This is a genomic window from Haloarcula sp. H-GB5, assembly GCF_054850705.1.
The window spans coordinates 1-13,673 of record NZ_JBTWBG010000015.1 but is presented as its reverse complement, the minus strand read 5'-3'; the positions used below and the strand labels follow the sequence as shown (position 1 = coordinate 13,673).

The following is a 13,673-nucleotide window of genomic DNA, read 5'->3' as shown; positions in this document are numbered from 1 at the left end:
CATCGATGACTTGCTCGACAGACTTGAAGGCCACTACCGCCGGCAGTCGTCCTCTAGGTATGAAGCCCCGGACTGGAATCTCACGGTGACCGGCTCGGCGACTGCTTGGCGACGACTCTTCATGGAATTTTCCCAGATGCGAGGTTCAGATTCCGACCGTGCCGACAAAGGCTCTCTTCGTCTCAAACGGTTGCTCGCCGCAGACCTCGTAGACACAGGCGCAGCGCTGGCTGCCCTCGAACTCATCAACCAGTACGATCTGGACAGGGCCACGGACACGTTCATCGCAGAAGTGACGGACAGCACGGACGGCGAGTAGCCAACTCGTCGTGTCTTGGTCTCGGCTCTTACCGAAGACAGCAAAACACTGGTATCTGTCTCGAGGTTGGTAGATCGGGCTGTGCAAGATGCACAGCGCGTATCTCGCATAGAGGGAGCCCCGAAGTCGAGAGTACTACCTGTCAATGATGAGGCCCCGACAGAGCTCGTCGATCTCAAACCCGTCGCCCAGTATATCGGCGTGGATTGTTTTCAGTGAGAGTACGATACTCTCAGCTATTCAGTTTCTCTCTGAAGGTCTTGCCACTGCCACCAGAAACACGAGTATACTCAGATGCCCCAATCTGCCTCGCTAACACATCATACTCAGTCACTCGCGCCTCATCAACCTCTAAATAAATATCCTCAACCTCTAAAATCCGGCCAGCTGGAACCTCTCCTGTTGCCGAGCCAGAGTCAAGTAGTAAGTCGCCTTCATAAGCTTCGACACGAACGTCCAACGTTACTCTTTGCTCTGTGTTATTCTCTATCCTGACTATCGACTGGATACCGAAATCAGACTGCTGGAAATCAATGTTAGATACAACCACCCCGTCGTCAGACTCTCTAGAGTCCCAGAGACGCCATTCACCCTCAATTCTGCGTAACTCCAGTCGGAACGTCCCTGTTGCAGATTCGTCATCGTATTCTAATTCAAGAGATGTTGTAACCACTGCGCTGTCTTGGTTTTCTTCGACCAACTCGACACTGTTGACTGTAACATCAACTTCTTGGAGTGCTTCGATATCTTCCTCTGTAGCCGGTTCTCTATTCCCATTGTCTGCACGGAACTCGTTCACCCATTCTCTGTCGCCCTCTTCGTAGTATTTTTGCAGATACATTTCGACTGCGGCCACAGGGTCATCAGGGATGTTTACCGCCGTTTCTGTTGGCGTCGGCGTCTCGGTATCGGTCGGGGTCAAGGTCTCCGTTGTGGTCGTGTCGGTCGCAGTTTGAGTTTCAGTGTTTTCGGGTGGTCCTGAGTTAGAGTTGAGCTGGCTGCAGCCTGCGATTCCTACGGAAGCTGTAGAGATGATAGCGAGATACGTGCGCCGGTCCATGGCCGTAGTTGATTCACTGTGTGGATAGGTATTTCGTCTGTATCGACAGTTTAAGTGCGTATGCCACTTGGCAGACAAAAACCCAGTCAGTTGGATTCTATTATTTTGTATGGTTGGTTCAGGAATTATGAGACCCGATTCTTGTGCACAGTGTGTGGAAAGCACTGATCACTACCGCCGAATCCGGCGTTTTGCGAATTCGTCCATTGGGTAGAATCTGGTTGGTTCTGAGCCGTCACTTCCTCCTTTGCCGTCCTCATCATCACCATCGTCGGCTTCACCTGCTAACTGGATTACTGCGACGGTGGCTGTAACGACGGTACTGAGCGTGAACAGTGCTGTTTCGACTACCGGCGGTCTCCTGGGTGGTATGGCCGATCGACTTTTTCCCAGCGTTTTGCTCTGGGAGATTTCCCCCAGATGTCGGTTACGGCCGGGGCCGAATCGCTGTTCCCATCGCTGTCGTCATCGTCGCTATTGTCATCCGGGTTCTGGGTAGAATCTCCCCACGACAGGTTCAAATTTTCAACCACGGTTATCGAGACAGGCGATATGTCGGGTAGTCTGAAGTCGATGTCCATATTCGAGTACAACGGTTTCAGGGCTTGTAAAACCAGTTTGTGCCACACGGCATACTTGGGAGGTGAGTCGGCGTGAGGGGGCAACCGCAGACCGCTCTGCTCGTAATACGACGTTGACTGGATTCGGTGTATCGAGTGTGGTGGCGACGGTGAACAGGTTGAGTGCATCGACGACTTCTGTCACGCGCAGGGCCGTTGTATGCATAACCCCGTGAACAACGTCTGTAGTCTTTGCAGCGGCACTGGCGTGATCACGACGGAACTTCGCGACCGGTGGCTAAACCGTGATGCGTTCGAGGGTGTGGCTGCACCCAACGCTGATTTCTGGAACCGAGGGAAGCTTCACGAGGTGGCTCGCGAGCGGTACGTCAGACGGGAATTGAGCACGCAACGAAACTAGAAATACACGCGAACCCAGTGCTGAATGGAACCTCTGACCGTGCCGTAGAAAGGGGGTCAACGAGAACCAAACAGCTGGAAGCGAGTGGGGCCAATTTTCTATCGAAGAGTCTCTACCTGTCGGTCTAACAACCCACCCCCATTTCAAAAACTTGTGAGATACCTGCTACGCCGATAATAGTCTTCTATTTCCCTAGCTACCCGACTGATTTCTTCGTCTGCGCCTCCGATTCAAGGAATCGGGAGGCGCGTTTCAGATTTGTCCCGATAGCTTTCGCTATCGACGCATTCTTGACCTTGATTTTCCCCGTGAACTTCGTCTTTTCTCTGTCCTGGTGATACACTTCGTGCACCAGAGACTCTGCACCAGCGCGTAGCTGCAGCAACTCTTCTTCTGGATCAGAAAGGCGCTTGCGACGCTGAGCTACCTCTAATCGTCGCTCGTAGAACCCATACGCGTAGTATTGCACCTTCTCTTGGACAAAACAGTTCTCCTCGAGAGGACAGTTGCTACACAGGCTTTTGTCCATCTTCCCGGAGTAGCGTCCACTCTCTGGCAGATACCGCTGGTCGAATGGTTCGTGTCCGGCAGGACACGCAACCATTCTGTTCCGCTCCCACTCAGCGTCTGCCAACGAGATTTTGTCCTCAGCTGGCTGTTCACCAGGAATTCCAGAGAAGTGCTGTGTGATCCCGTACTCCTCACAAAGCGCTTCTACGTCATGGTCAGCGTAGCCGCCGTCAACGAGGAGATCTTCTAACCCCGTTTCGTTCGGTAGCTCTGGCACATCGTCTTCCAACAACTCGCCGTCAGGCGTGTTGTTGGTGTCTGCCCGAACAGCCGTTATCACCCGAAATGGATTGTCTCCATCACACGTTTCAGCAACATTCGCTTTGTAGCCGAAGAAATCTTCTTCGTCTTTTTCTCGGTAGGTTGCCTCGTCATCGTGTGGATGCTGAAGAGATCCGCTTCCGACCTCGTCGGGCTCTTTTAGCCCGACGCGGTCGTTCGATGTTTCGGGTTCTGAACTCCCGTCATCAGTGGTTGACTCGTGTTGTTTTTCTGCCTCAATCGACTCGAATTCCCGAAGCGGCTTCCATCCCGGTGACCCGTCACCGGGATTGGACTGCACCTCATCGTCATCATCGTCTTCATCAGTATCATCAGATTCCAACTCAGTAATGCGATAGCACTGTTCATCCAGGACACGCTCCAGATGAGCGAAACTCTCCAAGCTGGCGTACTCTGGCTTATCTTCGAAGCGATCAACAAGCCACGCAGTATGCTCAATGAGCGTGTCAATGGTTGATGAGACTTCGTCTGGTTCGAGTTGATATGACAGTGAGAGGTTCTCAACGTCGGCAAAGCGGTCCATTCCAGCCGGCAACTCCTCACCGATCTCCGCAGGGAGATCGGTCAGGAAGTTGTGAAGGACTTTCGCAATGAGATCCACCCGAGACAGTTGCTTGATATTGGCCTCAATGTACGTTGAGTCCATGCGCTGGGTACTCCCGTCAATATCGAATTCGTCCATGAGATAGGCGCGGTGATCTTCAAACACTTCGTGAAGAAGATCACGCCCAGTTTCTTCTTCGAATTCCATCAGTCGCCGCCGGAAGTTGGTGAACGTCTTTTGGCAGATGTTGTCGCCCAGAGCTTCCTTCCCCAGTGCGTTCCTGACACGAAAATCAAACAGATAGGCGTACTCAAGCTCCTCATCAGACAAGTCCATCAGATGTTTGATTATTTCCAGTGAGACGAGTTCGTTGACTGGTTTGTTCGGACGGCTATACCCCTCGTGGTATAGCACTCCGAACTTATCCTCGTCAATCTGTGTGAAGACGTGTTCGTAGAAGTGCGTTGACCAGTGGTTCTCCAGCTTTTCGCGTGCGCCAGCCGGCAGCTCTTTTACTGGCGAAAAGAGCTGCTCTTGAGCATGAGAATCATTTTTTTGAAACATGGGGGTTACCAAGCCGATGAACTATTGCTTACGAAGACATTTAATTTACAGTAACATATAATTAGTGTATTTATTATCACAAAAATCAGCTACTGTCTATTGATTTGCTCCTATATTATTACTAGTATTATTGGAAACCATCTTACCAAGTTGGAGGTTCAGAATCGACCCCTTTCTACGGCACGGTCAACCTCTACATCTTGCACGGCAACCAGTGACAACATCATTAGGTCGACAACTGTTTCACTGTATCAGGCAAGACTCTCGCTCTCTGTCGGTTTGTGATTCCCTCGGGGCTGGAGTTTAAATACGATGACGAACGCAACCATGCGTGTGACTGACCGAAATCCTGAGTACGATCCCGCTGATATCCTCGGCGCAGCGAGTTCCGACCCTGAAACGAGAGGGAACGGACGGGAACGAGTCCTCGAATCCACCAAGTATCCCGACCGTACAGAGGATGAGACTCGCACCTGTAGAACCTGCGGACAGGACATTCCACGGGACGAGCGCCAGTGTCCGTTCTGCGCTCAAACCGGCGTCTCAGAGACTTCGTTCGACGATCAGGATAGCAGCCCACTTGGGGAGTGGACGTTCGGGCGGGTTATTCTGGCACTCGTCGAAGCAAACACTGACTTTCATGCACGAGCCCTCGGTGCTGCGGCCTTCTCCGTGTCTGATAGCATCGCGAGCGGCGAGGACGTCTCTCATGGAACCGTGAAGTGTCGAGCAGCCTTCGGAACTGAGCCAGCCGCCACTCTCACGAAGGGCTGGCCCGACCTGCCAACCGAAACCACGATCGACGAGGAACCCGGACAGGCGCTCTTGGAGACAGCCGACAAACAGACTAACTGGGATGGAGACGACGTCCAGCCACGGATCTATCTCGAGGACGGGTCGCCGGTCACCGACCGCTCGGAGTTCCAGCAGCTCACGGATGAGTTCCGACAGAACGACGGCACGTACTGGCTTGTTCCCGGCGTCGTGCAGCGCCATCAGGCAAGAGCCGAACCGGAGATAATCGGTATCGGGTTCCACTGTCGGCAGTGTGGCGCCGTGACGGGACACGAATCGCACGGACTCGATGGCTTCGAGTGTCACCCACATCTTGACCGGCTGATCTGGACCTGCAGGGAGTGTGGGCAGCACCGACACGAGCCCGAACAGGAAGATAACACGGAGGACGCCACGGACTACGAGCATCTTCCTGACGGCGTCTCACCCGAAGACATCCACGGCGACGAGCCAGACTTCCAGGAACAAGCGTTTCAGGACCAGATCAGTGCCTATCGCGAGCGGAATGGCTTCTTTCCGTGGGAGCGGTAGTCCTCAGTTGAAATTGCAGTCAATCCGGCAGTAGCCGATCCAAGACGACATTCGTCCCGTCCTCGGTCCGGGGCACTGTATTCTCCAGCAAGTGCTCGTCATTTTCGTCGACGTCGAGAATGCCGGTTTCGACGATGCGAGGACCGTCCTCCCGTTCGCCGGTGAGGGTCAGGCACAGCTGGCCGTCGACCTTCCCACCGACAACCGAGATCGTCGCAACTTCGTCGGGAAACGAGACGGTCGTCCAGCCATCGGGTTTCCGGACCCGTAATTCGGTCATCAGTTCTTCTTCTCTCGGCGAAAAGCATCAGCGCTCTGGCTGGCATCCGAGCCATTTTGTGTCTCCCTCGGAGCCGGAGGAGATCATGAGTACCACAGCGCCCTCCTTCGAGGAGTATGACTTCGACCGCGGCGACCACGTCCGAACCGACTGGACCGACGGAGACGGCCCACTCGATGCAGTCGTCGGAACCGTTACAGAAATTTCGCGTTCCGGCGGCAACGTGATCGTCTCTGTCGAGGCTGACGACGACCAGTATCCCGACAACTCGATCTACGGCGGCACACACGATTGCGCTCCCGAGTGGGTCGAGCCACTAGAGCAATCCTAGCCCAACGGCGCGGACTCGCCCGTATTTTGTGAGCCTCTACCGGAAGAGGTGGATTTCGACCAAATTCGATCAGAACCCGGTAACAGAGAACGTACTTGCCAATTATAATCTCACCGGTAACACTTCACTCAAGAATTCGTTCAGGACAATCAAATAGTCGGAATCTGTTGTGTTTAGATATGACGACAGATACCGAGATCGCACTTTTACGTATTCAACCAGACACATTAGAACAGTTGGCTTCAGATGTTCTCTCCGCATACGGATACGATGTTAATCCGAGTGGAACCCAAGGAACTGACGCCGGACGAGACGCATATGTGACCATCGGTGGTCAAGCAGGTATAGCACATTACAGTAAACAAAAAACGTGGCGACAGAAACTTCGTAAAGATGCTTCTAAGGCAGGAGATCACGAGCGAGAATATGAGATATTTGTCTTTGTGACGAATCAAGAAGTGACTGGTCAGCAGGAGATGGATATGCGAGAAGAAGTTCGAGAAGAGTACGATTGGGAACTTGATCTGTGGCATCTTGAGCGGTTGCGTAATAAGCTTGAGACAGACCTGCCCGAAATTGCTCAACGTCATTTGGGTGTCGATCCGCAGGGAAGGCCAGACAGCATTGAGGCTATTGAAGATTTGAAGCAGTCACGAATTGAAGCAATAATAGATCGGGAGGAAATCCCTGTAAATCTTGAAGACGGTCCCTTTGTGGCGATTCACCTGCTACCGAATGGAATGGAGAGCATGGAATATGGGGTTCCCCCCTCTGAATTGCCGACGCCACCTAAGTTCGGAGATGAAGAGGCTCCGTTCGACGGCGATCCAATTGATATTGGTAAAACTTTTGTTCGTGAGAGAGGCGCTGACGAGCATCGTGACTACACATTCATTCACGAGGATGGGTGGATTGAGGCTGTTTCAACCTACTTCGTCGGCCATGATGGAACGTTCCCAGCACATAAATTCGACACAGAGGTGGTCAAAACGGTTCGTGGATCGTTGAAGTGCTTGAAAGAGATTGGAGCGAAACCGCCCATATTCGCATATCTTACGGTCCATGGTTTCAAAGATGTTGAGATGTGGTATGAAAAGCGCGTTCACGGTCCACAAGATGCAAAAATCCCAAGAGAGACCATGTCACTTACTCGTGCTGAAATTACAGCGTTCGACGAATCTACACCTCAAGCATTGAAACCGGTTCTTGATCGGTTCTGGAATGGTTGTGGATGGAGTGTGGGTTGCATAGACTACTCCGACGGTGAATGGGACCCGTATTATAAAGGGCGTTAAGATACTCTCAAAGCCCTGAGTTTGTTGAGGTCACGCTTCAGGCATTATCTAGGATAGCAAGTTCATTTTGCGGTTGTTGAATTGTAAAACTGGCTTCCCCACAACATCAACACGTCGTCGCGACGGCCTGAGAGAGGCAGCGACACCTCCACTTTTTTGAATTATGTATAATGTTCACATGGGTTGCGATGGTTTCCAGACTACTCCTGACAGTGTGCGACCGCGCGCCAGGATCTGTTGGGAGGGTCCAACGACGGCGCGAGTGCATAGATCGAGCTAATAAAGCAATCTTAGTCTGACAACAAGGGAACTCACCCGTATTTTGTGAGCCTCCGTCGGGCGAGAGGCGTTCCAGAGAGAGCGTCTTGACCTCCAGTTATGTCAGAGGAACACGCGATCCAGACCAAGTTGAAGGGCTACGTCGTCATGACTCAGAGCGGGCCAGACGGCCTCGGCTTTGGCACGTACACACGCACCCATCCTGCATACCTGAAAGAGCGCGTTGAGGCGCATCAGTCACCAGCAGCCGGCGTCGTGGTCAACGTCAAGCGAGCACGCCACATCGCTCGCGAGTACCACGGCTGGGATTTACCAGACGAAAGCGAGCTCCGTCACCAAGCGATGGAGGGCGCTGCGTGATGTCCAGTGACTCGTCTCAGTATATGACCTGCAGAACCGACGAGTGCGACGCGCCGATCTTCGACGCCGAGCGCATCGCGTGTGTCGACGGAGAGTACGGGCCCTGCATGGCTGTCGGGCGTCACGCCGGCGTCTGTTCCAGCGGCCATCTCTCTGTCTGGGACGTCGCTGAGGCCTGAGTGCTGTCGGTTGCGTGCTCGTACTGGAAGCAATTTTGTGTCCCCCCGATGGGGTGAGGGGTTTCCCGAACATGAGCACCGAACAGCAGTCTGTCGACGAACAGTCTCCAAGTACCGAAGCCGACGACCGACCGGACATTCGTGACCAGCACCGGCAGGCACAGACGAGTGGCGAGGTTTTTGCGGGGCGTCCCCGAGGTGAGAGGTAGATGTGTTGTCCCGACTGCCGCCGGCCACGGTCAGCGTCGGCGTGTGTCGACAAACGCTACTACGTCAATGGGGTGGCTTCCGACCCGATTCCGTGGGGCGAGGGTAGCCAGTATCTCACGTACAAGCTACAAGTCCTCCAGAGCAACGAACGGGCCGTTACCGTCGACCTCGAACGGTGGCGCGACCAGTCGTGTCCTGCGTGTGGTGTCGAGCACGGCGAGATACATCATCGGTTGTGCGACTACGAGGAATGCCCCGCGTGTGGCGAGCTGTTGCTACTGTGCTCTTGTGTCGTCGAGATTGAAGTCGTTGCATCATCCGGCGTGAAGGGCCGTCTCAAGCAGTCCCTCGCTCGGCTCCTGTAAGCAAGACACCAGCTTCTAGAGCGGGCTCGATGTCAGACGGACCTCATGTAGCGTACTTTTGTGTGTTCCTAGCGGGTGCAGCGTGTTATAGAATCCTTCGCAGTCGATTTGCTGCGGTGCAACCGGAGGTGAGAAAATGTTGTGATAGACAGAGTTACAGAAGGCAGTCCAAGATACAGAGGATGGATGCAGCAATAGCTGGGATTCATTTCAGTTATAAGCGGAAGCCCTGATGGTTATACCCGAAGTGCGGGATCAGTTACAGCGGAAACGTGGGGTCGGTCATTCCAATGGAGGGTGTCCAGCGAGTCGTATTTTGACACTACCCGACTAACCCTGATTTGTAGTCGTCTCGGTCGTCCGAAAGCTCATCTAAACGAGATTGTGGAATACGGAGTGTGAACTCAGTTTTCCCCGCTGACTTCTCCGTGATGTTGGAGATATGGCCCTCCAAGGGCTCATTCTTGATGACTTTCGATGTACCCATAAAATTCGAACCACTGTAGCTGAGACCGCTTTCCTCAACAGTCATCTTGACAGCGGTAATGCTGCCACTGTGAGGAGTTCCACTTGTCCGCCATTCATTGATAATGACTCTGGAACCCTTGGAGATATCCACGAAGTCCTCCATACTCACTCGAATATCCGTTCTCTTCCCACCACCGTTGCTGTTTGACTGCGAACCCGCATTTGCGTCAGATGACTCAATAGCCGAGTAGAGGTCTGCAGTCACCTCGGCCACGTTATCCTCCGATATCTTTTTGCCGATAATCCCCGCAAGGCTCGGGCTCTCTTCTCGCAGCTCTTCGAAATCCATCTTGTGTAAGACAGGGAGGAGCACGTTATGATCTTCGTCGTTATGTATCTGGACTAATCCCCCGAGTTCCAACTGTGACATCCCTTCGAAGTACGTGGGAGACATAATGATTACTGCGTGGTCCGACTTGCTCAGTGCCTTGTCGATGGATTCCTGAATATTGTCGCCGATGTTCAGCTTCACGCCATCATACCAAACATCCAGTCCATAGGCGGTCAATTCTTCGTAGAGTTCCTTAGCGACCTGCTTGGAGTCAGCGTGAGAGTAGGAAATCATCACATCATGTTCGCTCTCGTCCTCACTGGCGGTATCGCTCATAATATACAGAACGTGAGAGCGGAGTGGTAAAAAGGATTAGACGGTCAACGAGAGCACTTGTAATCAGAACACGGCACCGAACTACTCACCTCAAACGTACACCACACCTAACCCGCCTGACGGAGTTGCCGATTCTAGGCAGCGTGGGGCTGGCAAGCCGGCTGAGAGCGCGAGAGACGAGCGTGTGTCGGCATGGGACTGACGGCCGGGCAGATACGGGTGGCTGGCTGGTGTGTCGTCTGACCGCCGGGCAGCCGCCGCTGAGCGGCTCGCTCGCTCTTGTTTGAGCCGGTACGTGGACCGAGAGCCGGCGAAGAGGATACTGGTGAGATTCATCTCATGTGTGGCCGGCAGGAGGTTTTGGTATTGCTGGGCCTGGAGTCGAGTCGTGTGGCACTCGTGACGGTGTCGAGGGAGGCGGCGGTTCGGATGGCGGGACTCGTGGGACCACTGGTGGCGAGACTCGTTGCCCTGACGCCGGCGGCACGGCTGACTTCGGGGGGACTGCTGGCTTCGACGGGACTGCTGGGGCTTACGGCACTACTCCGAACGGTATCGCGACGACGGACTCGGTGTCGGACCAGCACACCTTGAAAGCCCCACGCCGCTGGCGGTCGCTCAGCGACATATCCGCGCAAACCGCACGCGGATAGGGGTCGCTGACGCGACCACGGCAAGCGCCAGCGGCGTGCCCCTTTCAGTCCCACCCGACTGCTACGGCACAGCACAGCAGAATCGAACGCACGCGTCAGAGTCGCGCGCGATCCGGCTGAGGAACCCTCGCGGCCGGCGCTCCCTTGCCGGAACGAGGACGCTCCTTGCAGTCGCTGTGTTCCGGGCTGCTCACTTCGTTGCGCTGCCGGGCTTTCACCCATCCGGCACTCGCTTGGCCGCGCGGGATGCTAGCTCACCGCAACCGCACACGATGGGGCCGCCCGCCGGGGTGTCAACCACCTACCCGTATTTATATATTATTCTCCCTCGAATAGCGAAACACAAGACGCCGCTTAGAAACACTCAGACACCCGAATATTACACTTGAAACAATCCAAATAGTCCGGTACCTTTAAGTAGTCGGCACCCATGCCTTTACGTACGGAAAGACACGACGCACGCGGCGCTGGCAGGGCAGTTTTACGCCGCAGAAATCGGGTGCGACAACACCCGACAAGTGTCTTTCCGCGGAGATGCGAAAGACAATGTACGCTAGCAATTCCAGCGGTAAGAAAGCATCGGCAAGCAACAAGACTGTTTCCCTTTCGGCCCACGTTGAGGGTGGCCCCGAACAGCTTCTAGAGGCGGTTGCAGCAACCGAGAACGGCGACGAACTCGATTTCAGGATGAATCGGGGTAGCGATAGCCGTGGCAACTACTACGCCCGGCAGGAAGAGGCATACGACTACGACTGGACCCGCTCGACCGAGGTTGGTCCGGACCGGCGCTTTGGCGAAACGCTGGAACAGCAGGAGGAACGTCACGGACGCGAAGCCGAGCAAGCCCGCCACTCCGAGGTCGCACGCGCTCACGTCGACGGTGCCGACCGCGAGGCGTCGGCTCGCCAGCTCACCGACGCGGAAACCGGACGCGCTGATGGGTTCCGCTCCCCGGCTGACCCCCGACAGTGGATGGACCGCGACACGCTGGCGCGAGTCAACCAGCAGGCCGCGACGCTGGCAGACAAAACCAGTCTGTCGCAGGCGGCGGCAAGCCGCCGACTCGCGGCCCTTGTGTCCGGGCAGATGGGCGACTGTAACAGCCTGTATGAGGCTTCCTTTACCGTGTTCAGGGACGCCCGTGACGAACTGCAAGTCCCCACGCCTATCGACGAGGTGAGTCCCTACGGCTACGAGTGTACGGTTGAAGGCGAAGTCACGCACATCATTGAGGAGCCAGACGCCCGCAATCAGTACCAAGTCCTCTACATCGAGGACGACGAGGGCACGAGCGCGAAGGTCACGGTCTGGGGCAAGTCCATGCACGGCGGCGAGATGGTGCGCACGCTCCACGAGGGCGACAGAGTTCGGATTTCCGGGGGCAAGCCGGACGACTACAACGGTATCAAGACCGTGGCGGTCACGAGCGACACGCTCATGTGTATCATCGAGCGCGGCGACGGTCCCGCGCCCACCGGACACGGGAGTAGTATGTTCGGCTCCTCGGGTGAGAGCCCGGCGGTAGCGTCGTGGGAGGCCGAGTCAGACACCCATCAGTGGGCCAACGAGCGGGACACTGACCGCGCGGTCGCCGTGACGCTCGGGAAGGCCCGCTGTCCCGAGTCCGGGTGTTCGGACCTGTTCGATACCGAGCACGGGGCCGCCACCCATCAGGGGCTCGTCCACTCCGCAGACTAACGCCCGGTAGCGAGGGCGTCCCCCATCGAGCGGGGGGCTTCCTCGGGCGGTGCGACGGTGCTCGCGCACGCGGCCTCGCCGCCGCCTCCGGCACACCGGGCGGCGGCGAGACAACCGCGCGCACGGACTGGCACGCCACCGCACCAGCGCGTCAACGTGGGTCAGTCTGGTGGCGGCTGTGAGAGAGCCGATGTCCTGGTGTGTGCGTGGGCGTGGGCCAGCCGGCCCGGGAGCAACTGGGGCTGAGTGGCTGGTGGGTTGCGACAGCGCGCGACGCCGACGGAACGCTCCGCTCGGCGCTATCGCGCGCCTCGCGGCGGTCCATCGTGCCTGCGGTAGCGGGCGCGATCCCGGCCTGCCGCCGGGAGGTAGACGGGAACCGCTCTTGCCGGTGAGTCGGGGCATCTTCTTCTAACCAACAAAGTCGGCGCAATCTGGGGTGCTGTTGGTTAGTCGGTGTCTGGGCCCGGTATCCCGGATAGACACACCTCGATTTTGTGTGGCCGCAGGCTGGTGGCGGCCAGACAGGGCCGCCGGGAGGTGATATCTCAAATGGGAGACGTCCAGTGTCCACGCTGTGAAGACGTATTCATTACCGAGTTCGATGCGGTCCGGATTCGGTCGGGGTCGTTCCACGACTCTGACCGCAACGAATCGTTTGACCAGCTCTGTGAGGACTGCTATCGCGAGGTCGTGAAGTAGCGCTGGTCAGACTACTCCCTCATTTTTTCCACTGGGTCTGGGAGACGACCAAACTCAGTTTCTAGCAAGACTTCCAGATCATCAGTTTCCGTGTCTCTCTCAGCGAAGAACCCTTCAACCACTTCGCGGTCGCTATGATACTGGACGATAGCTTCGTATCCGTATCGGTTGTTTGCCCCGGCAGGGTACCAGTGCTTGACACGGACTTTGAACTCTCTATCTTCCCACGTCCACAGGCGGACTTTGATCGGGTGTTTGAGCTTCTGCCGGGCAATGTCGATCACTTCGTCGACGACCGGCCCGATCGTTTCGATGCTCGGAATCTGACGCTGGTTGGATGGCTGTTGCTCTGGAGAAAGGTGTGGCTGTGGCATGAGAACGGTGCGATTCAGACTTGGCCGTCATCGCTCAAAAAGCTCCGGGTCGGGGTGGCTCCAGCTGGCACACATCGAGATACCGATTCCACGGAGTTCCGGATGTATCGCAAGCGTGGGTCTGCCGGCCGGGGAGAAACCGGGCTGAGTAGCTAGTGGAACGTCC

At 55.7% G+C, this 13,673-nt stretch carries 16 protein-coding genes and 1 pseudogene; 11 read left to right on the top strand and 6 right to left on the bottom strand.

The genetic code is table 11. The annotated features are described in order from the left end of the window. Positions 1-319 (top strand): annotated as a pseudogene (locus ACYJ11_RS21135) (hypothetical protein); the annotation flags it as partial. 232 nt (positions 320-551) lie between these two features. Here ACYJ11_RS21135 and ACYJ11_RS21130 read toward each other — a convergent pair. The 3 genes from ACYJ11_RS21130 to ACYJ11_RS21120 all read right to left on the bottom strand — a co-directional run bounded on the left by ACYJ11_RS21130 (position 552) and on the right by ACYJ11_RS21120 (position 4,332). Further along, entirely contained in the window at positions 552-1,379 is an 828-nt protein-coding gene (locus ACYJ11_RS21130; RefSeq protein ID WP_461649358.1) for a hypothetical protein, read from the bottom strand. 347 nt (positions 1,380-1,726) lie between these two features. Then, on the bottom strand, positions 1,727-1,960 hold the full coding sequence (locus ACYJ11_RS21125; protein WP_461649357.1) for a hypothetical protein: 234 nt from the start codon (positions 1,958-1,960) through the stop codon (positions 1,727-1,729). Between the two features lie 596 nt (positions 1,961-2,556). Next, positions 2,557-4,332, bottom strand: coding sequence for a transposase (locus tag ACYJ11_RS21120; RefSeq protein WP_461649356.1), 1,776 nt, complete (start codon positions 4,330-4,332; stop codon positions 2,557-2,559). A 300-nt stretch (positions 4,333-4,632) separates the two neighbouring features. On the opposite strand from ACYJ11_RS21120, the gene ACYJ11_RS21115 reads away from it, so the two are divergent. Then, positions 4,633-5,646, top strand: a complete 1,014-nt coding sequence (locus ACYJ11_RS21115) for a hypothetical protein (protein WP_461649355.1) — start codon at positions 4,633-4,635, stop codon at positions 5,644-5,646. A 19-nt stretch (positions 5,647-5,665) separates the two neighbouring features. Here the strand turns inward: ACYJ11_RS21115 and ACYJ11_RS21110 are convergent, their stop codons facing one another. Beyond that, positions 5,666-5,926, bottom strand: a complete 261-nt coding sequence (locus ACYJ11_RS21110) for a hypothetical protein (RefSeq protein ID WP_461649354.1) — start codon at positions 5,924-5,926, stop codon at positions 5,666-5,668. Positions 5,927-6,011: 85 nt separating this feature from the next. On the opposite strand from ACYJ11_RS21110, the gene ACYJ11_RS21105 reads away from it, so the two are divergent. The 6 genes from ACYJ11_RS21105 (at position 6,012) to ACYJ11_RS21080 (ending at position 8,945) form a co-directional block, all read left to right on the top strand. Next, the gene (locus ACYJ11_RS21105; protein ID WP_461649353.1) at positions 6,012-6,257 is read left to right on the top strand and encodes a hypothetical protein; all 246 of its coding nucleotides are present in this window, start codon (positions 6,012-6,014) and stop codon (positions 6,255-6,257) included. A 179-nt stretch (positions 6,258-6,436) separates the two neighbouring features. Continuing rightward, positions 6,437-7,552, top strand: a complete 1,116-nt coding sequence (locus ACYJ11_RS21100) for a PDDEXK family nuclease (protein ID WP_011222356.1) — start codon at positions 6,437-6,439, stop codon at positions 7,550-7,552. A 378-nt stretch (positions 7,553-7,930) separates the two neighbouring features. After that, positions 7,931-8,191: a hypothetical protein gene (locus ACYJ11_RS21095; protein ID WP_461649352.1), complete on the top strand. Its 261-nt coding sequence runs from the start codon at positions 7,931-7,933 to the stop codon at positions 8,189-8,191. 23 nt (positions 8,192-8,214) lie between these two features. Further along, positions 8,215-8,370, top strand: coding sequence for a hypothetical protein (locus ACYJ11_RS21090; RefSeq protein WP_170084496.1), 156 nt, complete (start codon positions 8,215-8,217; stop codon positions 8,368-8,370). A gap of 71 nt (positions 8,371-8,441) precedes the next feature. After that, complete coding sequence (locus tag ACYJ11_RS21085; protein WP_167320667.1) at positions 8,442-8,579, top strand: hypothetical protein; 138 nt, start codon at positions 8,442-8,444, stop codon at positions 8,577-8,579. Beyond that, positions 8,580-8,945 carry a hypothetical protein gene (locus ACYJ11_RS21080; RefSeq protein WP_461649351.1) on the top strand — a complete coding sequence of 122 codons (366 nt, stop codon included), beginning with the start codon at positions 8,580-8,582 and terminating at the stop codon, positions 8,943-8,945. 322 nt (positions 8,946-9,267) lie between these two features. On the opposite strand, the gene ACYJ11_RS21075 is transcribed toward ACYJ11_RS21080, so the two are convergent. Next, complete coding sequence (locus ACYJ11_RS21075) at positions 9,268-10,080, bottom strand: toll/interleukin-1 receptor domain-containing protein (protein ID WP_461649350.1); 813 nt, start codon at positions 10,078-10,080, stop codon at positions 9,268-9,270. 1,199 nt (positions 10,081-11,279) lie between these two features. Here ACYJ11_RS21075 and ACYJ11_RS21070 point away from each other — a divergent pair. The 3 genes from ACYJ11_RS21070 to ACYJ11_RS21060 all read left to right on the top strand — a co-directional run bounded on the left by ACYJ11_RS21070 (position 11,280) and on the right by ACYJ11_RS21060 (position 13,133). After that, positions 11,280-12,431 (top strand): SOSS complex subunit B family protein, encoded by a 1,152-nt coding sequence (locus ACYJ11_RS21070; protein WP_461649349.1) that lies wholly within the window; start codon positions 11,280-11,282, stop codon positions 12,429-12,431. 200 nt (positions 12,432-12,631) lie between these two features. Beyond that, on the top strand, positions 12,632-12,826 hold the full coding sequence (locus tag ACYJ11_RS21065; protein WP_306712275.1) for a hypothetical protein: 195 nt from the start codon (positions 12,632-12,634) through the stop codon (positions 12,824-12,826). 157 nt (positions 12,827-12,983) lie between these two features. Then, positions 12,984-13,133 (top strand): hypothetical protein, encoded by a 150-nt coding sequence (locus ACYJ11_RS21060; RefSeq protein ID WP_155120706.1) that lies wholly within the window; start codon positions 12,984-12,986, stop codon positions 13,131-13,133. A gap of 11 nt (positions 13,134-13,144) precedes the next feature. Here ACYJ11_RS21060 and ACYJ11_RS21055 read toward each other — a convergent pair whose 3' ends face one another. Continuing rightward, positions 13,145-13,507, bottom strand: coding sequence for a hypothetical protein (locus ACYJ11_RS21055; RefSeq protein ID WP_461649348.1), 363 nt, complete (start codon positions 13,505-13,507; stop codon positions 13,145-13,147). Positions 13,508-13,673: the final 166 nt, after the last annotated feature.